Origin of the sequence: Pseudomonas sp. S3(2024), assembly GCF_036861315.1 — a bacterium.
GTDB lineage: Bacteria > Pseudomonadota > Gammaproteobacteria > Pseudomonadales > Pseudomonadaceae > Aquipseudomonas > Aquipseudomonas putida_A.
In genome coordinates this window covers 1-25,471 of record NZ_JAZAQQ010000010.1, presented here as the reverse complement: position 1 = coordinate 25,471, position 25,471 = coordinate 1, and the positions used below count along the sequence as shown (strand labels likewise).

Annotated in this window: 23 protein-coding genes and 3 pseudogenes; 15 read left to right on the top strand and 11 right to left on the bottom strand. The window is 62.1% G+C overall.

Annotated elements, in window-relative coordinates; translation table 11 throughout:
* Positions 1-111: 111 nt before the first annotated feature.
* The 3 genes from VLA07_RS22500 (at position 112) to VLA07_RS22490 (ending at position 4,155) form a co-directional block, all read left to right on the top strand.
* Positions 112-612, top strand: coding sequence for a sigma-70 family RNA polymerase sigma factor (locus VLA07_RS22500; protein ID WP_003223490.1), 501 nt, complete (start codon positions 112-114; stop codon positions 610-612).
* 37 nt (positions 613-649) lie between these two features.
* Positions 650-1,633 carry a FecR family protein gene (locus VLA07_RS22495; protein WP_247268308.1) on the top strand — a complete coding sequence of 328 codons (984 nt, stop codon included), beginning with the start codon at positions 650-652 and terminating at the stop codon, positions 1,631-1,633.
* Positions 1,634-1,731: 98 nt separating this feature from the next.
* The gene (locus tag VLA07_RS22490; RefSeq protein ID WP_333991418.1) at positions 1,732-4,155 is read left to right on the top strand and encodes a TonB-dependent siderophore receptor; all 2,424 of its coding nucleotides are present in this window, start codon (positions 1,732-1,734) and stop codon (positions 4,153-4,155) included.
* 116 nt (positions 4,156-4,271) lie between these two features.
* On the opposite strand, the gene VLA07_RS22485 is transcribed toward VLA07_RS22490, so the two are convergent.
* Positions 4,272-5,423 carry an MFS transporter gene (locus tag VLA07_RS22485; RefSeq protein ID WP_333991417.1) on the bottom strand — a complete coding sequence of 384 codons (1,152 nt, stop codon included), beginning with the start codon at positions 5,421-5,423 and terminating at the stop codon, positions 4,272-4,274.
* A gap of 372 nt (positions 5,424-5,795) precedes the next feature.
* Here VLA07_RS22485 and VLA07_RS22480 point away from each other — a divergent pair, with 372 nt between their 5' ends.
* Positions 5,796-6,776, top strand: a complete 981-nt coding sequence (locus VLA07_RS22480) for a diaminopimelate epimerase (protein WP_333991416.1) — start codon at positions 5,796-5,798, stop codon at positions 6,774-6,776.
* Between the two features lie 129 nt (positions 6,777-6,905).
* On the opposite strand, the gene codA is transcribed toward VLA07_RS22480, so the two are convergent.
* The 5 genes from codA to VLA07_RS22455 form a co-directional block, all read right to left on the bottom strand.
* The gene (gene codA, locus VLA07_RS22475; RefSeq protein ID WP_333991414.1) at positions 6,906-8,153 is read right to left on the bottom strand and encodes a cytosine deaminase; all 1,248 of its coding nucleotides are present in this window, start codon (positions 8,151-8,153) and stop codon (positions 6,906-6,908) included.
* A 14-nt stretch (positions 8,154-8,167) separates the two neighbouring features.
* Entirely contained in the window at positions 8,168-9,439 is a 1,272-nt protein-coding gene (gene codB, locus VLA07_RS22470) for a cytosine permease (protein WP_333991413.1), read from the bottom strand.
* A 245-nt stretch (positions 9,440-9,684) separates the two neighbouring features.
* Complete coding sequence (locus tag VLA07_RS22465; RefSeq protein WP_247268302.1) at positions 9,685-10,497, bottom strand: alpha/beta fold hydrolase; 813 nt, start codon at positions 10,495-10,497, stop codon at positions 9,685-9,687.
* Between the two features lie 200 nt (positions 10,498-10,697).
* Entirely contained in the window at positions 10,698-11,054 is a 357-nt protein-coding gene (queD, locus tag VLA07_RS22460; RefSeq protein ID WP_007915588.1) for a 6-carboxytetrahydropterin synthase QueD, read from the bottom strand.
* 95 nt (positions 11,055-11,149) lie between these two features.
* Positions 11,150-12,229 carry a patatin-like phospholipase family protein gene (locus tag VLA07_RS22455; protein ID WP_247268301.1) on the bottom strand — a complete coding sequence of 360 codons (1,080 nt, stop codon included), beginning with the start codon at positions 12,227-12,229 and terminating at the stop codon, positions 11,150-11,152.
* Between the two features lie 245 nt (positions 12,230-12,474).
* On the opposite strand from VLA07_RS22455, the gene VLA07_RS22450 reads away from it, so the two are divergent.
* Genes VLA07_RS22450 through VLA07_RS22435 form a run of 4 tightly spaced genes read left to right on the top strand, consistent with a single transcriptional unit; the run spans position 12,475 to position 15,076 of the window.
* A complete protein-coding gene (locus tag VLA07_RS22450; RefSeq protein WP_027614000.1) occupies positions 12,475-12,783 on the top strand; it encodes a PepSY domain-containing protein in 309 nt (102 codons plus the stop codon).
* On the top strand, positions 12,783-13,094 hold the full coding sequence (locus VLA07_RS22445; protein WP_027613999.1) for a PepSY domain-containing protein: 312 nt from the start codon (positions 12,783-12,785) through the stop codon (positions 13,092-13,094). Before VLA07_RS22450 ends, VLA07_RS22445 begins: the two co-directional genes overlap by 1 nt.
* Positions 13,095-13,097: 3 nt before the next feature.
* Positions 13,098-13,766 (top strand): response regulator transcription factor, encoded by a 669-nt coding sequence (locus VLA07_RS22440; RefSeq protein ID WP_041070845.1) that lies wholly within the window; start codon positions 13,098-13,100, stop codon positions 13,764-13,766.
* Positions 13,763-15,076 carry a sensor histidine kinase gene (locus VLA07_RS22435; protein WP_333991405.1) on the top strand — a complete coding sequence of 438 codons (1,314 nt, stop codon included), beginning with the start codon at positions 13,763-13,765 and terminating at the stop codon, positions 15,074-15,076. The genes VLA07_RS22440 and VLA07_RS22435 overlap by 4 nt, the downstream gene beginning before the upstream one ends.
* A gap of 123 nt (positions 15,077-15,199) precedes the next feature.
* Here the strand turns inward: VLA07_RS22435 and VLA07_RS27295 are convergent.
* Together VLA07_RS27295 and VLA07_RS27290 are read right to left on the bottom strand one after the other, a co-directional pair.
* Positions 15,200-15,793 (bottom strand): annotated as a pseudogene (locus VLA07_RS27295) (methyl-accepting chemotaxis protein); the annotation flags it as partial.
* Between the two features lie 264 nt (positions 15,794-16,057).
* Positions 16,058-17,026 (bottom strand): annotated as a pseudogene (locus VLA07_RS27290) (HAMP domain-containing protein); the annotation flags it as partial.
* Positions 17,027-17,796: 770 nt separating this feature from the next.
* Here VLA07_RS27290 and VLA07_RS22425 point away from each other — a divergent pair.
* The 3 genes and pseudogenes from VLA07_RS22425 to VLA07_RS27280 all read left to right on the top strand — a co-directional run bounded on the left by VLA07_RS22425 (position 17,797) and on the right by VLA07_RS27280 (position 20,994).
* Entirely contained in the window at positions 17,797-19,116 is a 1,320-nt protein-coding gene (locus VLA07_RS22425) for a Na+/H+ antiporter family protein (protein ID WP_333991404.1), read from the top strand.
* Positions 19,117-19,311: 195 nt separating this feature from the next.
* Positions 19,312-20,088 (top strand): annotated as a pseudogene (locus VLA07_RS27285) (cache domain-containing protein); the annotation flags it as partial.
* Between the two features lie 84 nt (positions 20,089-20,172).
* A complete protein-coding gene (locus VLA07_RS27280) occupies positions 20,173-20,994 on the top strand; it encodes a methyl-accepting chemotaxis protein (protein ID WP_400496309.1) in 822 nt (273 codons plus the stop codon).
* Between the two features lie 126 nt (positions 20,995-21,120).
* Here the strand turns inward: VLA07_RS27280 and VLA07_RS22415 are convergent, their stop codons facing one another.
* Complete coding sequence (locus VLA07_RS22415) at positions 21,121-22,056, bottom strand: LysR family transcriptional regulator (protein ID WP_333991401.1); 936 nt, start codon at positions 22,054-22,056, stop codon at positions 21,121-21,123.
* Between the two features lie 113 nt (positions 22,057-22,169).
* Between VLA07_RS22415 and VLA07_RS22410 the strand changes: the two genes are divergently transcribed.
* From VLA07_RS22410 to VLA07_RS22400, 3 genes are all read left to right on the top strand, one after another.
* Entirely contained in the window at positions 22,170-22,655 is a 486-nt protein-coding gene (locus VLA07_RS22410) for a DMT family transporter (RefSeq protein ID WP_097087815.1), read from the top strand.
* 4 nt (positions 22,656-22,659) lie between these two features.
* On the top strand, positions 22,660-23,115 hold the full coding sequence (locus VLA07_RS22405; protein ID WP_096797805.1) for a DMT family transporter: 456 nt from the start codon (positions 22,660-22,662) through the stop codon (positions 23,113-23,115).
* 913 nt (positions 23,116-24,028) lie between these two features.
* Positions 24,029-24,196, top strand: coding sequence for a metallothionein (locus tag VLA07_RS22400; RefSeq protein ID WP_081730276.1), 168 nt, complete (start codon positions 24,029-24,031; stop codon positions 24,194-24,196).
* A 23-nt stretch (positions 24,197-24,219) separates the two neighbouring features.
* Here the strand turns inward: VLA07_RS22400 and VLA07_RS22395 are convergent, their stop codons facing one another.
* Together VLA07_RS22395 and VLA07_RS22390 are read right to left on the bottom strand one after the other, a co-directional pair.
* Positions 24,220-24,492, bottom strand: a complete 273-nt coding sequence (locus VLA07_RS22395) for a hypothetical protein (protein ID WP_333991399.1) — start codon at positions 24,490-24,492, stop codon at positions 24,220-24,222.
* Between the two features lie 39 nt (positions 24,493-24,531).
* Entirely contained in the window at positions 24,532-24,759 is a 228-nt protein-coding gene (locus VLA07_RS22390) for a DUF6555 family protein (protein WP_095138739.1), read from the bottom strand.
* Positions 24,760-24,895: 136 nt separating this feature from the next.
* Here VLA07_RS22390 and VLA07_RS22385 point away from each other — a divergent pair.
* Positions 24,896-25,471, top strand: a 576-nt coding sequence (locus VLA07_RS22385; RefSeq protein ID WP_333991396.1) for an AraC family ligand binding domain-containing protein, incomplete at its 3' end; no start/stop codon positions are given.

Genomic DNA, 25,471 nt, shown 5'->3' with positions numbered 1-25,471 from the left:
AGGCGCGGTTTTACTGACGATTGCCCTTGAATCGAGCGTTTCCAAGGAATGAATTGCCGGCCTTAATAGGAAGCATTACTATTCACACCTCTTTCCCCCCAGCACGCTGTCATGAACCCCATGCTGCCCCGCAGACCCGGCTTTTTCGAGCATTACGAAGAGTTGATCGGCACCTGGACCCGGCGTCTGCGCAATCGCGCGCAGGCCGAGGATCTGGCGCACGACACCTTTGTGCGGGTGCTCGAATCCGATTCGGCGGCGGTGCAGCAGCCACGGGCGTATCTGCACCAGACCGCACGCAACATCGCGGTCGACGGTTATCGGCGTGAGGATCGACGGGAAGCCATGGAGTCGCAGGCGATCGATCACAGTGTGTCGTCCACCGGCGACCCGGAGCATTACATGCAGGCGATCCAGTTGGCCGACTCCATCGAACGGGCGCTGCAGGAACTGCCGCTCAACTGCCGGAAGATTTTCGTCTGGCAGAAGATCGAAGGGCTGACCCAGGCGGAAATCGCCGAACGCCTGGGGCTGTCGAGGAACATGGTCGAAAAGTATATGATCCGCACCCTGCGCCACTTGCGCGATCGTCTCGACGGCATGCAGTCATGAGAGCCCGCTTTTCATCCCCAGCCCGACAGGACATTCCATGATGGATACCCGTGATTGCGCGTGCGGGCAAACAACGGTGCGCGATGAAGCGGCACGCTGGTTTGTGCGTTTGCAGGAACCGCTGATCAGTGCCGACGAACAGCAGCGCTTCGACGTCTGGCTGAATCAGCATCCGCAGCATCGTGACGAATTCCAGTTGCTGCAAGGCTTGTGGACGGCCGCCGATCTGCTGCCGGCGCCACGTCTCAAGGCCCTCGTCGAAACCCCGCCGGCCCGTCGCGAACGTCGCCCGCTGCTGCGCTATGCCGTGGCGGCCAGTGTGCTGGCGGTGGCGCTCGGCCTCGGTCTGTTCAGCGGTCTGAATCTCCCCGACGGCTACAGCGCCGAGTTCGCGACGGCGCTGGGTGAGCGCAAGCACGTGGCGCTGCCGGACGGGTCTGTGATCGACCTGAACAGCCGCAGCCGCCTGCAGGTGCGTTTTGAGAAGGAACGGCGGCTCATCGAATTGAGTGAAGGCGAGGCGCTGTTCAGCGTTCAGCACGACACGGCGCGGCCGTTCGTGGTCGAGGCCGGTAGTGGCAAGGTCACGGTCACCGGCACGCGTTTCGATGTGCGCCGCGATGTCACGCAAACCCGGGTCGCGGTGGAGCAGGGCACGGTCAAGGTGCAGGGGCGCAATGCGCCGGACAACGAGTTCATCAACTTGACGGCAGGTCTCGGTACCCACGTCGATGCCGAGGGTCGCGTCGCCGCCGCATATGCGGTCAACCCCGCCGAACTGACGGCGTGGCGCAGCGGCAAACTGGTGTTCAACAACGCCAGCCTCGGCGAAGTGGCAGCGGAAGTTTCGCGTTATCGCGACAAGCCACTGACGGTCAGCAACCCGGCCGTGGCCAGTCTGCGCCTGACCAGCGTGTTCAAATCCGACAACACCGACGCCTTGCTCAAGGCCCTGCCAAACATCCTGCCGGTGGCCGTCCGCACCCTGGCCGATGGCAGTCAGGAAATAATTTCAAAATAACATTCAGGTTTTTTTCGAGTTCATCGTCTTCCTGTTCAACTGCAACTGGTTTGCATTAACAGACGCACACTCTTGCGCTCCACAGGACTACGTTCGACGTGAAAAACACCTCAGCCAACAACAAAAAATCCCCCTGGTTACCGCTGGCCCTCGCGCTGGCAGTCAACGCTGCGATGCCACTGGCGTATGCCGCCGAGGCCATTCACATCCGCGCCCAGCCGCTGGGTCAGGCCCTGAGCGAACTGGGCCAGCAAACGTCGTTGCAGGTGTTTTTCAGCCCGGATCTGGTCGCCGGCAAACAGGCGCCGGCGGTTGACGGCAATCTTTCCCCCGAGCAGGCGTTGCGCCAATTGCTTCAGGGCAGCGGCCTCGACTACCAGATCAACGAAGGCTCGGTGACTCTGGCGCCTGTCGCGACCGCCGCCAGCAACGGCCCGCTGGAACTGGGCGTGACCGACATCAAAGTGGTCGGCGACTGGCTCGGTGACGCCGACGCCGCCGTGGTACAGAACCACCCGGGCGCACGCACGGTGATCCGCCGCGAAGCCATGGTCGAGCAGGGCGCGATGAACGTCAGTGACGTGCTCAAGCGCGTGCCCGGTGTGCAGGTGCAGGACTCCAACGGCACCGGCGGCAGCGACATCGCGCTGAACGTCGGCGTGCGGGGCCTGACTTCGCGCTTGTCGCCACGCTCCACGGTGCTGATCGACGGTGTGCCGGCCGCATTCGCACCGTACGGCCAGCCGCAGCTGTCGATGGCGCCGATCTCCTCGGGCAATCTGGACAGCATCGACGTGGTACGCGGCGCCGGTTCCGTGCGTTACGGGCCACAGAACGTCGGCGGGGTGATCAACTTCGTCACCCGCGCCATCCCGGAAAAAGCCACCGGGGAAATCGGCACCACGCTGGAAACCACCCGTTACGGCGGCTGGAAGCACATCGACACGGCGTTCCTCGGCGGCACGGCCGACAACGGCATGGGCGTGGCGCTGTTGTATTCCGGGGTCAATGGCAACGGTTACCGCGAGCGCAACAACGGTAACGACATCGACGACGTGCTGCTCAAGACCCATTGGGCGCCGACCGATCAGGACGATTTCAGCCTCAACTTTCATTACTACGACGCCAGCGCCGACATGCCCGGCGGCCTGACGCAGAAGCAGTACGACGACAAACCGTATGATTCGGTACGCGATTACGACAACTTCAGCGGTCGGCGCAAAGACGTGTCGTTCAAGTGGATCCGGCAGATCGACGAGCGCACCCAGGCAGAAATCCTCACCTACTACACCGACAGCTTTCGCGGCAGCACCATCGCCGCCCGTGACCAGAAAACCCTCAGCTCGTACCCGCGTTCCTACTACACCCTCGGTGTCGAACCGCGTGTGTCGCGGGTGTTTGACGTCGGCCCGACCACGCAGGAAGTCAGCGTCGGTTATCGCTACCTGAAAGAGGCGATGCACGAGCAGTCGAGCCGTCTGGCGCTGGTCAACAATCAGCCGGTGGTCACCCCGACGTCCGACGGCCATGTGTTCCAGGACCGCACCGGCGGCACCGAGGCCAACTCGGTGTATGTCGACAACAAGATCGACGTCGGCAACTGGACCATCACCCCGGGCATTCGCTTCGAACACATCAGCACCGACTGGCATGACCGCGCCGTGCTCGACACCGCAGGCAAACGCGTGCCGGAGAAAAACCGCAGCATCGAAAGCAACGAACCGCTGCCAGCGCTGAGCGTGATGTATCACCTGTCGGACGCGTGGAAACTGTTCGCCAACTACGAAACCTCGTTCGGCAGCCTGCAGTATTTCCAGCTTGGCCAGGGCGGTTCGGGTGACCAGACCGCCAACGGCCTGGAGCCGGAAAAGGCCAAGACCTACGAGATCGGTACGCGCTACAACGATGACGTGTGGGGCGGGGAAGTGACGCTGTTCTACATCGACTTCGATGACGAACTGCAATACATCAGCAACGATGTAGGCTGGACCAACCTCGGCGCGACCAAGCACCAGGGCATCGAAGCCTCGGTGCACTACGACATGGCGGCGCTTGATCCGCGTCTCGACGGTCTGACCGCCAATGCCGGTTTCACCTACACCCGAGCGACTTACGAAGGCGAGATTCCGGGCTTCAAGGGGCGTGATCTGCCGTTCTATTCGCGGCAGGTGGCGACTGTTGGCTTGCGTTACGACGTCAATCGCTGGACCTACAACATCGACGGTTTCGCCCAATCGAAACAGCGTTCGCCGGGCACCGGGGTCAACGCCGATGGCAGCTTCAACGGCAACTACATCACCGAAGGCACGGCCGATGGGCAGTATGGCGACATTCCGGGTTACGTGACGTGGAACGTGCGCGGCGGTTATGACTTCGGGCCACAAGTGTCGAATCTGAAACTGGGTGCCGGGGTGAAAAACGTCTTCGACAAGCAGTACTTCACCCGCTCCAGCGACAACAATTCGGGGATGTATGTCGGCGCACCGCGGACGTTCTTTGTGCAGGCCAGCGTCGGATTCTAATGACGCCTGACCCTGTGGCGAGGGAGCTTGCTCCCGCTGGACTGCGCAGCAGGCCCGATTTTTTGGGTCGCTTCGCAACCCGGCGGGAGCAAGCTCCCTCGCCACAATGATGGGTGTTAGACCTTGAGGACTTTGCCGCCAATGGCCACGGCCACCAACAGCACCGCCATCAACCCGAAAGCAAAACTCAAACTGCTGGCATGCGCGACAAAACCGATCACCGCCGGCCCCGCCAGAATCCCTGCGTAACCCAGCGTGGTGATTGCCGGCACCGCGATGCTTTCCGGCATCACCGTCTGCTTGCCCACCGCCGTGTACAGCACCGGCACGATGTTCGAACAGCCGGCGCCGACCAGCGCATAACCCAGCAGCGCCGCTTCCCAGCTCGGGGCGAAGGTCGCCAGAAACAGGCCTGCCGCTGCCAACAGCCCGCCAAACAGAATGATCCGCGTGGCCCCGACACTGCGCACGATCCGGTCACCCAGCAAGCGTCCCGCCGTCATGGTCAGGGCAAATGCGGCGTAACCCAAGCCCGCATACGCCGTGTCGATCCCGCGTTCCTGTGCGAGGAACACCGCGCTCCAGTCCAGCGCCGCGCCTTCGGTGAGGAACACGATGAAACACATCCCGCCGATGAACAGCACGATGCCGTGGGGAATAGCGAATGCCGGGCCCGAGCTTTCACTGCCGTACGGCAGCATGTGCGGCACCGCTTTGACCAGCGCACCGATCAACACCGCCACCACCACCAGCATCGCCGCCAGTGGCGTCAGGCCGAGGCCGAGCAGGGCGCTGACACCGGCCGCGCCGACAATCCCGCCGAGGCTGAACAGGCCATGAAACCCCGACATCATATTCCTGCCGCTGGCCCGCTCGACGATCACCGCTTGCAGGTTGACGGTCGAATCCACCGTGCCCAACCCGGCGCCGAACATGAACAGCGTGGCGATCAGCGCCGGTATCGACGACACCGTCGCCAGCAACGGCAGCGCCGCGCAAATCAGCAGGGTGCCGCCGGTGGCGACTTTGCGGCAGCCGAAGCGCGTGGCGAGAATCCCCGCCAGCGGCATCGCCAGAATCGAGCCGACCCCCAGGCACAGCAGCAGAAGGCCCAACGTACCCTCATCGAGCCCGGCGCGGGCCTTGGCGTAGGGCACCAGTGGTGCCCACGCGGCAATGCCGAGGCCGGCGATGAAAAAGGCGATGCGCGTCGACATCTGTTGCAGGCGTCCGGGGACGAAGGTGTCTTGGGGGTTGAGGCTGGTCATATCGATCCTTGGCAAAAAACGTCGCGTCCCCCGAATGACAGTGATAGCGCGTCGAGGTTCGATCGCCGGTCTCGGGGGAGTGCAGCCGACATCCTAACCTGTGGGAGCGAGCTTGCTCGCGAATGCGGTGGTTCAGGCGATGAGATTGGTGGCTGATACGCCGCTTTCGCGAGCAGGCTCGCTCCCACAGGGTTTTGCACAGAACGGACATTTGTGAGCGCCAGTCATCCAATGTGGGAGCGAGCCTGCTCGCGAATACTGTGTATCAGCTAATCAATATGGCGGCTGATGCACTGCTATCGCGAGCAGGCTCACTCCTACAAGGGATCGCGGTTTACAGTGATGGCTTCGACAAGGTGAGTGAGGCCGGTGATGACGCAGTTCTACGATGCGCGGGGCAATATTTACGGGGTGGTTTCGCCGCAGAGACTTCACGAGGCGGGGATCGATCTGCCGAGTGGAGCCGCGCAGTGTGCTGCGTCGAGACAGGCGTGGAGTCAGGCAGCCATAGCGCTGTGCTGCGATTGGCCCGAGGGCCAGCGTCCGGCGGGGAGTAAATCGCACCGCAGCGACGGTCTGCTGATCGGCCCGTTCCAGGCAGTGCCGCCGTTCGACGTGCTGATCGTCAACACCGACGGCACCTTGGCCGAGTGCAGTGGCAACGGCCTGACGATCTTTTCCCAGTCGTTGCTGGAGCAGGGGCTGATGCCGGCGGGAGGGGCGTCGCTGCGAGTGCATCACGACAAGGGCGACGCCGTGGAAACTTCGGTGAAAACGGCCACAGTTGAAGGCATGAACGGCTTCTGGCTGAACCTCGGTCAACCGGGCTTCGGGCCTTCAGCGGTGGCCGCTCAAGATGTTGAAAACCGCGAATTCAATGGTCATGAAGTGAGCCATGTAAAACCATTGGCGCAGCTCGATCCCGCGTGGCAGCACAGTCAGTTCGTGCGCATCGGCAATCCGCATTGCGTAACGTTGTTGACCGACATCGCCGAGTTGCCGAGCAACCCGCAAATGCGCGAATCGCCCTGGGCTGAAGGCCTGACCCGAATCGCCTACGCGATGCCGACCGGCGCCGGCCAGCCATGCCCGGCGGGCATCAATCTGCAATGGGCCGCGCTTGAGTCAGCGCAGCGCATCGTCGCCCGAGTGTTCGAGCGTGGCGAAGGGCCGACGGCGTCTTCCGGCACCAGCGCCAGTGCGGTGGCCTGCGCAGCATGGGCGGTGGGTTGGGTGGCGAGCGGCGAAGTGCACGTCGTCATGCCGGGCGGGACGGCGCCGGTGTTGCTCGAAGAAGAGCAGGGCGAATTGGTGCGCGTCAGGCTGTTTGGTACGGCTCGATTGATCGGCTGAAGGCGGCAATCGCCTTCGCTTGCAAGCCAGCTCCCACAGGGTTGTGTGGTGAACACAAATCACGCGTTCACTGCTGAATACTGTGGGAGCTGGCTTGCCAGCGATGAGGCCATCAGCCTGACAACCATTTCAGATTTGTCCGCCGCTGAACTCCACCACCGGCATCTGCCGCTGCATCAGCACCTTGCCACCGCGAATCGAATACAGCGGCAGGCCCTGGCTGCGGATCACTTCGTAGTCGCTGTCCGCCGACAGAATCAGCAGGTTCGCCGGACGCCCCTGTTCCAGGCCGTAACGCTCGCCCAAGTGCATGGCCTTGGCGCTGTTATCGGTGACCAGATCCAGCGCGTTCTGCAGATTGCGATAGCCGAGCATATGGCAAATGTGTAACCCGGCCTCAAGCACGCGCAGGATGTTGCCGTTGCCTAGCGGATACCAAGGATCGACGATCGAATCCTGGCCAAAACACACGTTCATCCCGGCCTCAAGCAATTCATTCACGCGCGTCACGCCACGGCGTTTCGGGAAGTTGTCGAAGCGCCCCTGCAGGTGAATGCTTTCGGTCGGGCACGAGACGAAACTGATCCCGGAATGCCCGAGCAGGCGGAACAGTTTGGCGCAGTAGGCGTTGTCGTAAGAACCCATTGCCGTGGTGTGGCTGGCGGTGACTCGCGCGCCCATGTCGCGGCTGCGCGCCTCTTCTGCGAGCACTTCGAGAAAGCGCGAGTGCGGGTCGTCGGTCTCGTCGCAGTGCACGTCAACCAGGCAGCCGGTGCGCTCGGCCAGATCCATCAGAAAATTCACCGAACTGACGCCCTGATCACGGGTGTACTCGAAATGCGGAATGCCGCCGACCACATCGGCGCCCATGCGAATTGCTTCTTCCATCAGCTCGCGACCGTTGCGGTACGACTCGATGCCTTCCTGCGGGAACGCGACGATTTGCAGATCGATCAGGTGCCGGGATTCTTCGCGGACTTCGAGCATCGCCTTGAGCGCGGTGAGTTGCGGATCGGTGACGTCGACGTGGGTGCGCACGTGCTGGATGCCGTGTGCGGCCAGGGCCTGGATGGTCTTTTTCGCGCGGGTCTTGGTGTCTTCTTCGGTGATGGTGACTTTGCGCTCACCCCAGCACTCGATGCCCTCGAACAGCGTGCCGCTCATGTTCCAGCGCGGCTCGCCAGCGGTCAGCGTGGCGTCGAGGTGGATGTGCGGCTCGACGAAGGGCGGCACCACCAGATTGCCGCCGGCGTCGAGGTCGCCGGGATTGAGGCTCGGGGCTTCGGTCTGGCGACCGATGCTGCGGATCAGGCCGTCTTCCAGGTGCAATTCGTGCAAACCTTCCTGGTTGCGCAGCCGGGCGTTGATGATGTGCATCAGGCGAATCCTTCTTATAGGTCTGGTAGTGGCGCACTGGCGCGGCGGGCGCCGAGCAGGCCGGTGACGATGACATACGTTAGCGCGGCGGCGGCAATCCCTACCAGCGGCGCGACCCACGGCGAGTGGAACGCAGCGAGCGTACCGACCGCGTAAGCCCCCAGTCCCGGCCAGTTGAACGCCGGCAGCCGTGCGTCGGCCAGACGCGGATAGCGCCCGCGCCAGCGAAAGAAAAAGTCGGCCATGATCACCCCGCCAATCGGCGGAATCACCGTGCCCAGCAAAATCAGGTACGGCACCAGCATGTCGTACATGCCCAGCAGGGCGAGCAGGGTGCCGATCACCGCGCCGGCCAGGGTCACGGTTTTGCGTCGGCCGGTGCGCAGCAGGTTGCAGCCGGCGACGGCAAAGTTGTAGATGGTGTTGTCCTGGGTGCTCCAGATATTCAGTAGCAGCATGGCCATTGCGGCCATGGCGAAACCTTGCAGCAGCAACACTTCAACCACGTCGGGCTGCTGATAGACGATCGCGCCGTAGGCACCGATCAACACCATCAAGCCATTGCCGATGAAAAATCCGATCAGGCTCGCCAGCACGGCAACCCGTGCCGAGCGCGAGAAGCGGGTCCAGTTGGTCGCCTGGGTCGCGCCGCTGACGAAGGTGCCGAACACCAGCGTGATCGCGGTCGACCAGTCCAGCGAACCCGTCGGCACCACGCTGAGCAAACCATCGAGGCCACCGACTTTTACCGTCGCGACCCACATCGACAGCATCAACAGCAACATCATCGCCGGCACCGCGATGTACGACAGGATCTCCAGGCCGCGATAACCGATATACGCCGTGGCGCAGAACACCAGGCCGAACAGCACCATCAAGCCGAGCACTGTGCCTTGCCCCAGATCGAAGTATTTGCCGAGCACCACGGCGGCGGTCGCAGTGCCCCAGGCGTACCAGCCGATCTGGGTGAAACCGAGGATCAGGTCACTGAGCTTGCTGCCGACTTCACCAAAACAGAACCGCCCCATCAGTACCGAATTAAGCCCGCTCTTGAAAGCGATATAACCCAGCCCCGCCGCATACAGCCCGAGCAGCAGGTTACCGACGATGATCACCGCCATCATCTCGCCAAAACTGAAGGCGACCCCAAGCTTGCCGCCGGCGAACATGGTTGCGGTGAAGAAGGTGAAACCCAGCAGCACCATGGCGGTTGAGGCCAGACCTTTGCGGGCATGCAAGGGCACTTCGCTGAGCGGGTAGTCGTTGCCGGGATCGTTCTGCGTCATGGGGCGTTCCTTGCTGGATTGGGGAGACGCGAAGCAAGTTGCAGTGGTCGTGCCAAATACCGTTATGCGGATTATGTATAGCCGAGTCAGGGATTTCGGCGCGAAAGCAGTGCACCAGAACGCACACAGGCCCAATGTGGGAGCGGGCTTGCTCGCGAAGGCGCCGGGTCAGCCATTGCAGGTGGTGACTGATGCAGCGCTTTCGCGAGCAAGCCCGCTCCCACCGTTTTGAACTGTGTTGGGGGTCAGAGGAAGCGCAGCAGGGCGGCGACGATGGCTTCCGGGGCGTCTTCCTGGACGAGGTGGCCGGCGTTGAGGATTGGGTGAAATTGTGATCCCGGAATCATCTGGTGCAACGCCCGACCCCGCTCGATGGGAATCCACTGATCGGCTTCACCCCAGAGAATCTGCACCGGGCAGCGGATGCTCGGGTACAGCGGTTCGGCCTCGCGGGTGTAGCGCTCGTCCATCTGCGCGATCTGCCGATAGAACGCCGCTTGCCCCGGATCGCCGAGCCACGGTTGCACGTAGGGCGCCAGTTCAGCGTCGGGGATGTCGCGGTGAATCGCCCCGCGAATGTAGGTCGGGACGGTAGCGCGCTGGATGTAGTCCGGCAGGCCGCTGAACGCCGTTTCATGCTGGCGCACATGCTGCACGAACGGCGAACCCCATGGCGTCAGCGCCACCGGATCGATCAGCGTCAGGCTGCGGTAGTCCTTGCCATCGAGCAAATGCGTGCGCAACGCGGTGGCGCCGCCGAAGTCATGGGCGACCACGTCCGGGCGCTGGATGTTCCAGTGATCGAGCAACTGCGCGAGCAGTTGATTCTGTACGCCGAGGGAAACGTCGGCGTCCGGTTGTGCGGAGCGTCCGTAGCCCAGCAGGTCGAAATAATGCACCCGATGACTGGCAAAGAAATGCGGCGCGATGCGGTGCCACACGTAAGACGAGAACGGCGTGCCGTGCACGAACACCAGTGGCGGGCCGTCACCGCGCACGGCGTGGCGCACCGGATGCCCATTGAAATCGAAGACCTGATCCAGCAGCCAGTCTGTCATCGGCCTGTCCTCTTGGCGGGGTTGAGCCAAAAAGCATAGGCATAAAAAAACAGCCGTGAAGGCTGTTCTCTATTTCCCTGACAAACACCGATCCTTTGTAGGAGTGAGCCTGCTCGCGATAGCGTCGGCACATCCGAAATCAATGTGTCTGACAAACCGCTATCGCGAGCAGGCTCACTCCTACAGGGGGATGTGTTGGATCATTCACCGCGATAAATGCAACCGCTGGTGCAGGTCTCGTGAATGCGGATCGCGCTGAGTTCCGGCAGCAGTGGCTTCATTTCATTCCAGATGAATTTGGCCAGGACTTCGCTGGTCGGGTTTTCCAGGCCGGGAATGTCGTTCAGGTAGTTGTGGTCCAGACGCTCGTACAACGGCTTGAAAATCGCCTTGATCTCGGAGAAGTCGCGGATCCAGCCGGTGTGCGGATCGAGGTCGCCGCTCAGGTGCAGCGCCACCTTGAACGAGTGACCGTGCAGGCGTCCGCACTTGTGGCCGTCCGGGACGTGCGGCAGGCGGTGGGCGGATTCGAAAGTAAATTCCTTGAAGATTTCCACAGTATTTTCGGCTCTGTTCAGGTGGCGTTCGCCGCAGCGATTTGGGCAGGCGGCGAGTTTACCAGCTTGTGTTTGGCGATGCGGGAAAACACTGACTAAAGGGTCAGCAAGCGTTCGGCGAGGCGACCATTGGCAGCCAGTTCGAGAAACTCGTCGCCCAGTCGCCGGCTTTCGTCCATCGCCGCGTGCCAATACTTTTGGCGGCTCGGCGCATCACCCATGAAGCGCTTGAAGTCGTTACGGTCGGGCAGTTTGCCGTAGGGCAGGCGCGCCAGATATTCCTTCGACGGTGCCAGCAACAACACGTCCTGCAAGCGCTCCACCGAGGCGCGGCGCCACGGCAGGGTCTTGTCGAACCAGCCGGGAATCACCCGGTCGGTGAAGTGCGGATAGAGCACGATGCCGTCGCCGCTGTAGGGCAGGTCGAGGTGATAGTCGAGCAGGCCGCCGTCGCGGAACGTGCCGGCACCGGCGCCCGGCAGGTCGCGCACGCCTTCCATGACCATCGGGATCGACCCCGAGGCCAGCAGCGCCTGACGCAGGTTGCCGGCATTGAGGGCGACGAAGCGCGACGGAAAGTCATTCAGCGCATTCACCGGCGGGGCGAGGCGCGGGTCGTGAATGATCAGGCGTTCGAAGTGCCGCGACAACCGCGCGCGACCGCGCAGGTTATCGGCGATCACCGAACCCAGTGCCAGACCGAGGCGGCCACGATGATCGTCGGCCAGGCGTCCGTGGCTTTTCACCACCATGATGTTCAGGCGGTAATCGGCGTTGTTGAGGATGCTGGCGTCGCGGCCGTCGAGCAGGTCATTGAGCATGCGCTGCGAGCTCTGGCTAATCTCGGCCATGGTCACGCCTTTGTTGAAATTCTGCTCGGCGTACAACTGGCCCAGGCGGCGGATGCCTTCAGCGGCGTCCGGCAGGCAGGCGCTGGCGAAGCGCCAGGAACCGACCGACGCGCCGATCAGCGAGCGTTCTCGCGGCGCGCTCGGCAGCCATTCGCCGAACAACGCCAGATCAAGCCCCTGAATCCCCAATGCCTTCGGCCCGCCGGCCGCACCGGGCAGGGTGCCGACGTCAGCGGCGTTCAGGCCTTGGGCACGAATGCGCGCCATGGCCCGTGGGCCGGCCTTGAGGGTGAGGGCGGGGAACTTGATGTGGATGGCGGTCATACCGGTCTCGATCGTTAGCAAGCGAACAATTATAAGCACATGTTACAAAACACTGTAGGAGTGAGCCTGCTCGCGATAGCGGTGTATCAGACATATCAATGCTCAATGACACATCGCAATCGCGAGCAGGCTCACTCCTACAGGGGAAATGGGTTGCTCTGGGGCAATGATGGCAATTCAGTTTCAGTTAAGTTCGCACCGCTATGGTGCCCACCGTAGCTGCACATAAAAATACGGAGACACCCATGAAAACCCTGACTGCCCTGTCCATTGCCTCGATCATCGGCCTGACCGCCAGCCTCGCCCACGCCCGCGATCTTGGCCCCGATGAAGCCCTGCGCCTGCGCGACGCTGGTACTATCGTCTCCTTCGAGAAGCTCAACGCCACGGCGCTGGCCAGACACCCGGGCTCGACCATCACCGAAACCGAGCTGGAAGAGGAGTACGGCAAGTACGTCTACCAGGTCGAAATGCGTGATCCGCAAGGGCTGGAGTGGGATCTGGAATTAGACGCGGTCACTGGGCAGGTTCTCAAGGATCATCAGGATACGTAATGAAGGTTAATGTTCGCGCCACCAGCCGCACGGCGTTGGCGCTTGTGATTGTTTGCTCGGCGGCGATGGCCCGCGACCTCGATCAGGACGAAGCGCTGAAGCTGCGTCAGCAGGGCGTGATCCTGCCGCTGGAGCAGGTGCTGCAACAGGCGCTGGATCGCTATCCGGGGGCCAAACTGCTGGAGGTCGAGCTGGAGGAAAAGCACGACGTCTATGTTTATGAAGTCGAGCTGCTGACGGTCGAGGGCGTGGCGCGCGAGCTGCACCTGAAAGCCGATACCGGCCAATTACTCAAAGACAAGGAAGATTGACCGATGCGTTTGCTTCTGGTGGAAGACCACGTGCCGCTCGCCGACGAACTGATCGCCGGCCTGCAGCGCCAAGGCTACGCGGTGGACTGGCTGGCGGACGGACGCGATGCGGTCTATCAGGGTAGCAGCGAGCCGTATGACCTGATCATTCTCGACCTCGGTCTGCCCGGCGTTCCAGGGCTGGAGGTGCTGGCGCAATGGCGTGCCGGTGGCCTGTCGACCCCGGTGCTGATCCTCACCGCCCGCGATTCCTGGGCCGAGCGCATCGAAGGCCTGAAGGCCGGCGCCGACGATTACCTGACCAAACCGTTTCATCCCGAAGAGCTGCATTTGCGGGTGCAGTCGTTGCTGCGTCGCTCCAAGGGCCAGGCCAATCAGCCGACGCTGAAAGCGGCCGGCCTGCATCTGGATGAAGGTCGCCAGTGCGTGATCCGCGACGGCAGCGAGATTCAGCTGACCGCCGCCGAATTCCGCCTGCTGCGTTATTTCATGCTGCACCCGGAACAGATCCTGTCGAAAACCCACCTCGCCGAGCACCTCTACGACGGCGAGACCGAGCGTGACTCCAACGTCCTCGAAGTCCACGTCAACCACCTGCGGCGCAAGCTCGGCAAATCGGTGATCGAAACCCGTCGCGGCCAGGGTTACCTGTTCGGCGGGCAAGCTTCGTGAGGTCGATCCAGCGCCGCTTGAGCCTGGGGTTGATCAGCGTGATGGTGATCGTCGGCGTGGTGCTGGCGCAAACCAGCCTGTGGTTGTTCGAAGTCGGTTTGCAGCGTTATCTCGAGGCCGGTCTGCGCAACGACAGCGAAAGCCTGCTGGTGGCGCTGGTGCGTGGCCCGCAAGGTTTGCAACTGGATGAGCGGCACCTGTCGCCGGCCTATCAGCGACCGTTTTCCGGGCATTACTTCCGCATCGATTTTGCCGACAGCCACTGGCGCTCGCGTTCGCTGTGGGATCAGGACTTGCCGCTGCTTGACCATCCTGGCCTGCACAGCAACCTGCAACTGGGCCCGGACGGTCAGCAGTTGCTGGTGTTGCGTTCGGATTATCGGCGTTTGGGGCAGTCGATCTCGATCAGCGTCGCCCAGGATTACACCCCGGTGCGCGAGAGTTTCCAGCGCATGCGCCAGATCGGCCTCGGGCTGGGCCTGGCCGGCTTGCTGCTGATTCTGATCCTGCAACGGTTGACGGTGCGTCGCGCGCTCAAGCCGCTGGAGCGCGCCCGCGAGCAGATCGCCCAGTTGCAGCAGGGGCAGCGCTCGCAACTGGACGATCAGGTGCCGGTCGAGCTCGAGCCGTTGGTGGCGCAGATCAACCATTTGCTGGCGCACACCGAAGACAGTCTCAAGCGCTCGCGCAATGCATTGGGCAATCTGGGGCATGCGCTGAAGACGCCGCTGGCGGTGCTGCTGAGTCTGGCCTCGAACGAAAAACTCGACGCCCATCCAGAGCTGCGCAAGATCCTCAAGGAGCAACTGGAGCAGGTGCAACAGCGGCTCAATCGCGAACTCAATCGCGCACGTTTATCCGGTGATGCACTGCCCGGCGCGCTGTTTGATTGTGATGCAGAACTGCCGGGGCTGCTGGCGACGTTGAACATGATCCACGGCGAGCATCTGGCGTTGAGCTACGTCGCGCCGCCGGGGCTGCAACTGCCGTGGGACCGCGAAGACTTGCTGGAGCTGCTCGGCAACCTGTTGGACAACGCCTGCAAATGGGCGGATGCCGAGGTGCGTCTGAGTGTGATCGAAAGAACTGATGGCTACGCCCTGAGCGTTGAAGATGACGGGCCGGGGATTCCTGAGGAGCAACGCACTCAGGTGTTCAGCCGTGGCACGCGGCTCGACGAGCAGACTGACGGGCATGGCCTGGGGCTGGGGATTGTGCGGGATATTGTCGAAGCGTGGGGCGGGTTGCTGGTGCTGGGCGAGAGCGAGTGGGGCGGGTTGAAGGTGGTGATCGAGCTGCCTAAACGCTGATCCCGGCCTGCCAAAGAACTGTAGGAGTGAGCCTGCTCGCGATTGCGCCGATACATTCGAATCAATGTGTCTGACAAACCGCTATCGCGAGCAGGCTCACTCCTACAGGGACGGTGATGGTTTTCAGACCCGGAACTGATCCATCAGACTCTGCTGTTGATTCGCCAGGCTGTTCAGCGACTGGCTCACCCGCGCCGACTCATTGGCCTGCCCGGACAGCGATTCGGTCACGTCACGAATGGTCGCGACGTTGTTGTTGATCTCCTCGGCCACCGCGCTCTGTTCTTCCGCCGCGCTGGCGATCTGCAGGTTCATGTCGCTGATCACCGTCACTGCATCGCCGATCTGGCGCAGTGCGGTCACCGCTTGCCCGACCTGTTCGACACTGCCCTGCGCCTGACGATGGCTGTTGCCCATCGACCCCACCACATCCTGGGTACCGGTCTGCAATTGCTCGATGACCTGACGGGTTTCTTCCACCGACTCCTGCGTGCGGCGGGCAAGGTTGCGCACTTCGTCGGCGACCACGGCAAAACCACGCCCGGCTTCACCGGCACGCGCTGCTTCGATCGCCGCGTTGAGCGCCAACAGGTTGGTCTGTTCGGCGATGGCGCGGATGGTTTCCAGCACGGTGCCGATCTTCTCGCTGTTGGCAGCCAAGCCTTCGACCTGAACCATCGCCGCGCTCATGTCGGCGGCGAGGGTGTCGATACTCGCGGTAGTGCGGTCGATCACGGTCAGGCCCTGGCGGGTGGCGCGGTCGGCGTCCTTGGCCGCTTCGGCGGCTTGCGCGGCGCTGCGTGCGACGTCCTGCGCGGTGGCGCTCATTTCGTGGGAGGCGGTGGCGACCTGATCGACCTGACGGTATTGCTGCTCCATGCCGGCGCTGGTCTGGGTGGCGATCGCCGAAGACTGGTCGGCGGTGTTGCGCGCGTCCTGCACCGAGCGTTTCACTTCGGCGATGATCGGCTGCAACTTGTCGAGGAACTTGTTGAACCAGCCGGCCAGTTGACCGAGTTCATCTTTCTTGTCATACGCCAGACGCCGGGTCAGATCACCTTCGCCGCTGGCAATGTCTTCCAGCATATGCGCCACGCCGAGGATCGGTTTGGTCACGCTGCGCGCCATCAGCCACACCAGCAGCAGGCCGACCAATGCCGCCAGCACGCCGAGGCTCAGCTCGATCAGGGTGCCGGAGTTGTTGCTCGCATCCAGTTGCTGCTTGAGCGCTTCGGCGCGGCTGACCAGCACCTTTTCCGGCACGTCGAGCAACACGCCCCACGACGGGCCGCCGGGGATCGGCTGGAACGGCGACAGCACTTTCAACTGGCCGTTGCTGTGCAGGCTGCTGACGCTGCTGCTGGCGGCGAGTTGACGCAGCAGTTCGGCGCCGCTGACGGTATCCACGGCATCCAGGCGCTTGCTCAGTTTGCTCGCATCCGGGCTGTAACCGGCGAGCAGGCCGGTGGGGCTGATGATGCTCACGGCGGTCTGGCCGTCGTAGAGTTTTTTGCTCGCGCCCTGGCTGATCGCCTGCAGGCTGTTGAGATTGATGTCCACCGACAGCGAGGCGATGACTTTGCCGTTGACCATCAGCGGGAAGACGATGCTGGTCATCAGCACGTTCTGACCGTCGATCACATAGAAGTACGGTTCGATCACGCACGGTTTGAGCGTGGTGCGCGGGCAGGTGAACCAGGCGTTGGCCGCCTGACCGCTGGGGCCGGTGCTGGTGTCGGTCATGTCGCTTTCCGGCAGGGCCATCGAGGTGACTTTGCCGGGAGTCGGCTGCGACCAGTACAGGGCAAAACGACCCTTGTCGTTGCTGCCGAGTTCAGCCTGACCGGCGAACAGCTCATCCTTGCCATCCAAGGCGTTGGCTTCGAACACCAGCGACAGACCGAGCAGCTCCGGGTTGGCCTGCAGCGCGGACTTGACCTGACGGGTCATGTCTTCGCGCAGGTCGAAGGCATCGAGGAAGCGCTTCTCGGCCTGTTCGCGCAGGAACAGCACCTGACGCGAGAAGCCGTGGCCATATTGATAGGCGTCCATGAACTGCTGGCGAATCCCGGCAGCCTGCACCTCACCCTGCGACTCAATGCGCGCCTGGGCCGACTCGGTCAGCATCTCCATGCTCGAAGCCTTCACCAGCTCGGAGCTGTGCTCCATGCGGTACAGCGAAAGACCCACCAGCAGGGTCACGATGCCCGCCAGGCACAGGCCGGCGAGCAGGGTGATTTTCCATTGAATGGAAAGTTGTCTGAGCGACATGGAGACGTCCTTATTCGATAAGTATCTGAGACTTTGCACTGTAACGGCCGCGTTTCGGCTTTCTTTATTGTTCAAGTGCAATATGACCAATTGCCGCAGTTGAGTGACGTTTAGCCCCCTGTGGCGAGGGAGCTTGCTCCCGCTGGGGTGCGTAGCGCCCCCAAATCCTGCTGATGCGGTCATTCAGGCATAACGCGTCTACCGGGTTTGCGACTGCTGCGCAGCCGAGCGGGAGCAAGCTCCCTCGCCACAGGGATCTCCTGCGCATCACCGGGTTGTGCATTGGCAGTTACATTTCAGTTCAGCCGCTCGCTTTGACACCGCCGCCACTCTGCGGCACAGTGCGCGCCCTTCTAATAAGACCCTCTTTGCAAATCCGCCGGTTAACCGTTGGCGGACTCATCCTGTCTGGCGGTGATCGTTCATCGCAGTGTTTTTGAGGTAGTGAAATGAATGCAGTGATTGCTGCGGTCGGCGTCATGCTGATCCTCAGCCTGTCCCGCGTGCACGTGGTGATCGCCCTGATCGTCGGTGCGCTGGTCGGTGGCCTGACCGGTGGTCTGGGCATCGACGCCACGCTCAAGGCGTTCAACAGCGGCCTGGGTGGCGGGGCGACGGTGGCGTTGTCCTACGCATTGCTCGGCGCTTTCGCCGTGGCGATTGCCAAGTCCGGCCTGGCCCATGCGCTGGCCGACAAGGCCCTGGCGATGGTCGATCGTCAGCATTCGACCGGCGGCGGCAGCGTCAAGTGGCTGCTGATCGGCCTGCTGTGGGTGGTGGCGATTGCCTCGCAGAACATCCTGCCGATCCACATTGCGTTCATTCCGCTGCTGGTGCCGCCGCTGCTCTATGTACTGACCAAGTTGCAGCTGGATCGCCGGTTGATTGCCTGCGTCATGACCTTCGGCCTGATCACCCCGTACATGGTGTTCCCGGTGGGTTTCGGCAACATCTTCCTCAACCAGATCCTGCTGGCCAACGTCAGCAAGGCCGGGGTCGATATCAGCCAGATCAACGTCATGCACGCCATGGCGATTCCGGCGCTGGGCATGGTCTTCGGCCTGTTGCTGGCGGTGTTTTTCAGCTATCGCAAGAAGCGCGTTTACGATCTGCAGAAGATCGAACAAGTCGAGCAAGTCAGCGTGGCGTACAACCCGAAGACCATTGGCATTGCCGGTCTGGCGATTGCCGCCGCGTTCATCATTCAGTTGCTGCTGGATTCGATGATTATCGGTGCGCTGGCCGGGTTCCTGATTTTCTCGGCCTCGGGCATCGTCAAATGGCGTGAGACCGACGACCTGTTCACCGAAGGTATGAAAATGATGGCGATGATCGGCTTCATCATGATCTCCGCCTCGGGTTTCGCCGAAGTGCTCAAGGCTACCGGCGAAGTGCGCTCGCTGGTCGAAAGCGCGGCGGCGTGGATCGATCACAGTCAGGCGATCGGCGGGCTGTTGATGCTGCTGGTGGGCCTGATGGTGACCATCGGTATCGGCTCGTCGTTCTCCACGGTGCCGATTCTGGCGGCGATTTTCGTGCCGCTGTGCGTGCAGCTGGGCTTTAGCCCGATGGCCATCGTGTGCATCGTCGGCACTGCCGGGGCATTGGGCGATACCGGCTCGCCGGCCTCCGACTCGACGTTGGGCCCGACCTCGGGTCTGAACGTCGATGGCCAGCATCACCACATCTGGGACACCGTGGTCCCGACCTTCCTGCACTACAACCTGCCGCTGCTGGCGTTCGGCTGGGTGGCGGCGATGGTTCTCTAAACCCGCCAATCCCCTGTGGGAGCGGGCTTGCTCGCGAAAGCGGTGTATCAGAAACATAAATGTTGACTGACACGACGCCTTCGCGAGCAAGTCCGCTCCCACAGGGGAATGCGGTGAATCCCCCGCTCAACTTTTGCTATTGCGTGCCGTTAACGCCTTTAACCACGCCAATAAAACCAAAAGAGTGAGCCCCCCATGCGCTTGAGTCTCAAGGCCAAAGTCCTGTCCCTTGCCGTCCTGCCGGTGCTGCTCTTTGCGCTGGTCATCAGCCTGACCACGCTGTTTATCCTCCAGCAGCAGGCGCACACCGAGGTCGAACAGACCCGCGATCGCTTGCTCGCCGACGCCAAGGCCACGCTGCAAAGTTACGTCGCCGTGGCCATGACCACGATCAAACCGCTGTACGACGCTGCCGCCCCCGGTGACAACGCGGCGCGGGCGCAGGCGATCAAGTTGCTCTCGGGTATCCGCTACGGCAAGGACGGCTACTTCTTCGGCTACGACTCCGAGACCGTGCGCCTGTTCAAGGCCAACGATCCCGAAGGCGTGGGCAAAAGCTTCAAGGACAACCGCGATCCGAATGGCGTCTACGTCAACCTCGGCCTGGTGAAAGTGGCGAAGGACGGCACCCACTATCTGCAATACAGCTCACCGCTGCCGGGCAATGCCAGCGTGCTGGTGCCGAAACTCGGCTACACCGAGTACCTGGCGAAGTGGGACATGGCGGTCGGTACCTCGGTCAACCTCGACGGCATTGAAGCGCAAGTGGCAGTGGTCGAGGCGCAAGTGCAGGAGCGCATGCAAGGCGTGATCCTCAGTATCGTCGGCGTTGCGGTGCTGGTGCTGTTGGTGATTGCCATCGCGGGGATGCTGCTGGCCAACACCATTCTGCGGCCGCTGAACCTGATGAAAGCCAATCTCGACGACATCGCGGCGGGCGAGGGCGATCTCACGCGCCGGTTGAACATCACCAGCCAGGACGAACTCGGCGAACTGGCCGGCTCGTTCAATCGCTTCGTCGACAAGATCCACGGTCTGGTGCGGCAGATCACCGAGATGACCACGCAACTCACCGGCCTGGTGACCCAGGTGTCGGATCAGGCCCAGCGTTCCGATCAGGCGATGGAGCGTCAGCGCCACGAGACCGATCAGGTCGCCACGGCGATCAACGAGATGTCCGCCGCTGCTCAGGAAGTTGCCAAGAGCGCGCAGAACGCTGCGGTCGCCGCGCAGCAGACCGATGAAGAAGGCCAGAGCGCCAAACGCGTGGTGGCTGGCAGCATCAAACAGATTCATGCGCTGGTGGATGACATTCGCAGCAGCGGCGTGTCGCTCGACAGCCTGCAGCAGGACGTGTCGTCGATTGTCGGCGTGCTCGGGGTGATCCGCTCGATTGCCGAGCAGACCAACCTGCTGGCGCTCAACGCCGCGATCGAAGCGGCGCGTGCCGGGGAGGCCGGGCGCGGTTTTGCGGTGGTGGCGGACGAAGTGCGGGCACTGGCCAGCCGCACGCAGATCAGCACCCAGGAAATTCAGGGCATGATCGATCGTCTGCAAGCGGGTACCCAGTCGGCGGTCGAGGCGATGCGCCGTTCCAGTGAAGCGGGCGATGGTACTTCCGCGCAGGCCAATCAGGCCGGGGCGTCGCTGGATGCCATGGCTGACCTGATCGCGACGATCAACTCGATGAACGCGCAGATCGCCAGTGCTGCCGAGGAACAAACGGCAGTGGCCGAAGAGATCAACCGCAGCGTGCATCAGATCGCGGTGGCGGTGGACAGTGTGGCGGACGAGACCCAGTTGGGCGCGCAGACTTCGCGCAGCCTGGCGGAACTTGGCCAGCGATTGGGCAAACTGGTGGGCCAGTTCCGCATTTAAAAAGTCTGTAAAACCTCATTGTGGGAGCGGGCTTGCTCGCGAAGGCGTCATGTCAGTCAGTATTCTTGTATCTGACACACCGCCTTCGCGAGCAAGCCCGCTCCCACATTGGGTTTTGTGTAGGACTTAGGGTCTGTCCCAGTACGGCACTTCGCCAAAGCACTCGACAAAGAAATCGATCACCGTCCGCACCTTCACCGACAACCTTCGACTCCCCGGCCACAGCACTGCGATCTGCTGCGGCTCCAGGCTGTTCGACACCTGATATTCGCCCAGCACTGGCACCAGCGTGCCTTCGCGCACCGCCTCACCAATCAGCCATGACGGAAACATCACCAGCCCCAGGCCTTGCTCGGCGGCCTGAGTGAGGGTGTCGGCGTGGTTGCCAGTGATCGGGCCTTTGACCGAGTAAGGCGTCCAGTCACCCTGGCCCTGGCGGAAAAACCAGCGCTGCTGGCCAGTCGCGCCCTTGTAGGCCAGGCACTGGTGCTGCGCCAGATCCTGCGGGTGTTGCGGAGGACCGTGGCGCTCGAGATAGGCCGGGCTGGCGGCGACCTGAAAGCGATGCGGCGCCAGAATCCGCGCCTGCATGCTCGAGTCGTGCATCGGACCGATGCGAAACAGCAGGTCGGCGCCTTCCTGCAACGGGTCGACGTAATGGTCGGTCTGCTGGATGTCCAGTTGCAGCTTGGGATAACGCGCGCACAGTTTGCCGAGCCACGGCGTCAGATGCCGTTGGCCGAATACCACCGGCGCGTTGATCCGCACCAGCCCGGTGGGTTCGCTTTGCTGTTCCTGCAACGCCTGCTCGGCTTCCTCCAGTTGCACCAGCATCAGCCGCGCGTGGTGGCCGAGCATGCGTCCGGCCTCGGTCGGCGTCACGGCGCGGGTGTGGCGGTAGAGCAATTGCTGGTTCAGCGCCTGCTCCATCAACTGGATCTGCCGCGAGATCGAAGAGGGCGCCACGCCCTCGCGCCGGGCGACTTCGGAAAAACTGCCGTGGTCGAGCACCGCCACAAACAGCCTGAGTGCCTTGAATCCCAGTTCATTCAGCCCGTGCATGGATCTTCCTGCTGTGCGAGTTGCGCAAAAGTGTTGTCCGGATGCTCCCATTTATCGCACAGCTACGCCAGCCGATAATCCGCGCCATCGTTTACTTGCGTGGGTTTTGGATGATGCAGACATTGGATGAAGTGAGTGTACCGGCGCCGGCGACCCGGTCGTGGTTGCGCCTGTTGTTGCTGCCGCTGGTGATTCTGGCCGGCATGGGCCTGTCGGTGGAGGCCGGGTTACTGGGGCCGCTGGGGGAGCAGGTCGGGCATCTGTGGGCGACCTTGAGCATCTTCGGCGTGGGTTCGGCGATTCTGTTTTTGCTGCTGTTGTTCGCCGGCCCGCAGAAAGGCCCGGCGCTGACCGATCTGCCGCGCTGGCAATTGATCGGCGGCTTTCTCGGGCCGATGTACGTGGTGGTGCTGACCCTGGCGACGCCGCATATCGGGATCGCGATGACGATGATCGCGATTTTGTCAGGGCAGGTCGGCAAGAGTGTGCTGATCGACCATTTCGGCTGGTTCGGCGCGACGCGCAAGAAGGTCAATGCCGAGCGGTGGCTGGCGTTGGGGTTGATTGTGGTGGCACTGGTTCTGATTGCGCGGGGTTGAGAATATGAGTCTGGTTATTTTGTTGGCAGTGGTGGTGTTGGCTGGCGCGGTGTTGAGTGTGCAGGCGGCGATCAATGGGCGCCTGGGCGAGACCGTCGGGGTGTTGCGCAGCAGTTTGCTGACGTTTTTCGTCGGGGCTGTGGTCACCGGGTTGTTGATTGTATTTTTTGAACCGGCGCATGCGGTGAGTTTGCTTGATGTGCCGAAGTGGCAGGTCTGCGGGGCGTTGTTCGGCGTGGTTTACATGATGGTCATGGTCGGTGCGGTGCCTGTTGTGGGGACTGCGGTGGCGACTGTTGCGGTGATTGTCGGGCAACTGGGGATGGGGATGTTGATCGATAATTTTGGCTGGTTGGGGAATCCGGCGATCGAGCTTTCGTCCTCGCGGGTGTTGGCGATGGTGTGTCTGGGGTTGGCTTTGGTTTTTATGTATCGGAGTAGTGTTCGCGGTTCTGATTGAGTTTTGGGTGTATATCCGTTGCTGCGGTAACGGCCACTTAGGGTTCCGCCCTTACGGCGGGTCACTTTTTCCAGACGCCGAAAAAGTAACCAAAAAGGCTTTACCCTGACGTTCGGCCCTCGCCTAGGCTCGGGTTCCTTCGCTCCGGGATTCATCCGGGGGCAGCGCCTACGGTTTGCTTCGCTGCACCTCCTCTCGCTGTGTTTGGCTGCGCCAAACGGTCGCTGCGCTCCCACCCCCGGATAAATCCCTCCACTCAGCCTGCCGACGGGCCCTCAGATCAAAATCAAAAGCGGTACTCGAGCTAACGCTCATTGTGTTGAGTGGGGCGGCTTCGCCGCAAGGAGTGCACGCTCTCTAAATTGTAGGAGCCAGCCTGCTGGCGATGGCGGCCTGCCAGCCGACCAATCTCTAACTGAAAGCACCCCCCCATCCCATGTAGAAACTGTCGAAGGCTGTGATCTTTTGATCTGCTCTGGCTCTGGCTCTGGCTTTTGATGTGGCTTTTGATCTTCAGCCCCTTCGGCAGGCCGAGCGAAGGTGTTCACCCGGGGGTTAGGCGCGCAGCGCCATGCGGCGAAGCCGCATCCATCGAGAGGAGGTGCAGCGAAGCAAACCGGAGGCGATGCCCCCTGATGGACACCGTAGCGAGGGAACACTGAGCCTAAGCGAAGTGCCGTACGCCGGGGCAAAGCCTTTTGGGTTACCTTTTCGGCGTTTGGAAAAGGTGACTCGCTGTAAGAGCGAAACCATAGGAGGCCGTTACCGCAGCAACGGATATACACCCAATCCCCCCAAAAAACCCAGATCAAAAGATCGTCCGAACGCGGCCCGAGCCTTCGTCAGCTCCTACACTGGTATTTACGGCTTATCCCAAAAGCCCAGACAGCCACCAAAAAAGGAGTCTGCCCCCATGCCCGATAGAAAATGCGACTGCCCCAACTGCAAATGCACGATCAAGGAAGGCGACCACGCCTACGCCGTGCACGGCAAACACTATTGCTGTGAAGCCTGCGCTCACCACCACAAGGGCGGTGAAGAGTGTTCAAGCAAAGGCTGCCATTGCGCCCACCCCAAATAACCGCACGCATAAAAAAGTGGAGCCTAATCAGGCTCCACTTGCAGTTTCAGGCTTTGATCATCCAGCCGTTCAATATGGCGCACGGTGCCAAGCAGTCGTCGGCCTTCAACCCAGACCACCACGGTTTTCGCCTGGTCCAGGTCTTCCGGTAACGGCGCCGGCACGCGCACGGCAAAGCGGTACGGATCACCTTCGACGGGTTCCAGGCCCAGCTCACAGTCGATGCTTTTGGTGATACGGCCGAACAGGGTGTCGAGGCCGTAATCCAGATGCGCCAAGCTGCAGAGGTTGCTCATGTGTATCCCCCCGAAAAGTCCCCGTTGCCCGGCGAGAGTCTAGCCCGCCGGTCGCCATGTGACATTTTCCACGCCGAATTTCTCCGCCATCGGTTTGCTGGTCTTTTGCACTTTTTCCCGGCCGAAACGCGGGATGCGACCCACACCGGCGTCGCAGCTTGCCCAGTGCCACGCCTCGGCGTTGTCCATTCTGTCCGAGCGGATAATGAACGACTTGGGCGTACCGTGAAGGGTGTAATCGATGACAAACAGTTTTGCGTTGTTCATAAAGCCCGTAATCCTCCCTGTGGTATTAGAAGGATCGCGGCGCGTCGGGAAAATTCACTCGGATTGTCCGACGGTATCTATCGTTGTCGACGCTGTGACCGACTGGTTACCATGCGCCTTCCGCCAACCCCAATGAATGCTCGCCATGGCCCTCGCCGCACCCCCCGATCTCACGGATACCGATGTGCCGGTGCAACCGCTGGCGCGCACTTATCCGCGTGGTTTGTTCATCGAGCCGCACGAGCATGTCTGGGGGCAGTTGCTGTATGCGATGAGCGGAGTGATGTGGGTCGAGACCCCGCATGAGGCACTGGTGGTGCCGCCGCAGCGCGCGGTGTGGTTGCCACCCGGGGTGCCCCATGGAATTCGTGTGGTGTCGGACTTGCAAATGCGCAATATCTACCTGCGCCCGGTGCTGGCGGCAACGCTGGATCCGACAGTGCAGGTGATTGAAGTCGGAGGGCTGTTGCGCGAGTTGATCGTCGGGCTGGTGGAGCAGGGCGATAGCGGTGAGCCGGCCTATTACGACGCGTTGGTCGGGCTGGCGTTGCTGGAGCTCAAGCGTGCCCGGCGCTCGCAATTGAAGATCCCGCTGCCGGACGATTCCGACCGGCGCCTGATGAATTTGTGCCAGGCGGTGATGGCGGCACCGTCGCTGGACATTCCGTTCGAACAGCACGCGGAAAACGCCGGGGCCAGCGTGCGCACGCTG

Excerpts from the sequence above, each read along its gene's own strand:
- codB (WP_333991413.1), bottom strand. The coding sequence starts at position 9,439 with ATGACGCAGAACGATCCCGGCAACGACTACCCGCTCAGCGAAGTGCCC.
- VLA07_RS22410 (WP_097087815.1), top strand. The coding sequence starts at position 22,170 with ATGCAGACATTGGATGAAGTGAGTGTACCGGCGCCGGCGACCCGGTCG.
- VLA07_RS22445 (WP_027613999.1), top strand. The coding sequence starts at position 12,783 with ATGAAGGTTAATGTTCGCGCCACCAGCCGCACGGCGTTGGCGCTTGTG.
- VLA07_RS22500 (WP_003223490.1), top strand. The coding sequence starts at position 112 with ATGAACCCCATGCTGCCCCGCAGACCCGGCTTTTTCGAGCATTACGAA.
- VLA07_RS22400 (WP_081730276.1), top strand. The coding sequence starts at position 24,029 with ATGCCCGATAGAAAATGCGACTGCCCCAACTGCAAATGCACGATCAAG.
- VLA07_RS27280 (WP_400496309.1), top strand. The coding sequence starts at position 20,173 with ATGACCACGCAACTCACCGGCCTGGTGACCCAGGTGTCGGATCAGGCC.
- VLA07_RS22390 (WP_095138739.1), bottom strand. The coding sequence starts at position 24,759 with ATGAACAACGCAAAACTGTTTGTCATCGATTACACCCTTCACGGTACG.
- VLA07_RS22440 (WP_041070845.1), top strand. The coding sequence starts at position 13,098 with ATGCGTTTGCTTCTGGTGGAAGACCACGTGCCGCTCGCCGACGAACTG.
- VLA07_RS22405 (WP_096797805.1), top strand. The coding sequence starts at position 22,660 with ATGAGTCTGGTTATTTTGTTGGCAGTGGTGGTGTTGGCTGGCGCGGTG.
- VLA07_RS22495 (WP_247268308.1), top strand. The coding sequence starts at position 650 with ATGATGGATACCCGTGATTGCGCGTGCGGGCAAACAACGGTGCGCGAT.
- VLA07_RS22465 (WP_247268302.1), bottom strand. The coding sequence starts at position 10,497 with ATGACAGACTGGCTGCTGGATCAGGTCTTCGATTTCAATGGGCATCCG.
- VLA07_RS22455 (WP_247268301.1), bottom strand. The coding sequence starts at position 12,229 with ATGACCGCCATCCACATCAAGTTCCCCGCCCTCACCCTCAAGGCCGGC.
- VLA07_RS22450 (WP_027614000.1), top strand. The coding sequence starts at position 12,475 with ATGAAAACCCTGACTGCCCTGTCCATTGCCTCGATCATCGGCCTGACC.
- VLA07_RS22395 (WP_333991399.1), bottom strand. The coding sequence starts at position 24,492 with ATGAGCAACCTCTGCAGCTTGGCGCATCTGGATTACGGCCTCGACACC.
- VLA07_RS22485 (WP_333991417.1), bottom strand. The coding sequence starts at position 5,423 with ATGACCAGCCTCAACCCCCAAGACACCTTCGTCCCCGGACGCCTGCAA.
- VLA07_RS22480 (WP_333991416.1), top strand. The coding sequence starts at position 5,796 with ATGACGCAGTTCTACGATGCGCGGGGCAATATTTACGGGGTGGTTTCG.
- VLA07_RS22415 (WP_333991401.1), bottom strand. The coding sequence starts at position 22,056 with ATGCACGGGCTGAATGAACTGGGATTCAAGGCACTCAGGCTGTTTGTG.
- VLA07_RS22425 (WP_333991404.1), top strand. The coding sequence starts at position 17,797 with ATGAATGCAGTGATTGCTGCGGTCGGCGTCATGCTGATCCTCAGCCTG.
- codA (WP_333991414.1), bottom strand. The coding sequence starts at position 8,153 with ATGCACATCATCAACGCCCGGCTGCGCAACCAGGAAGGTTTGCACGAA.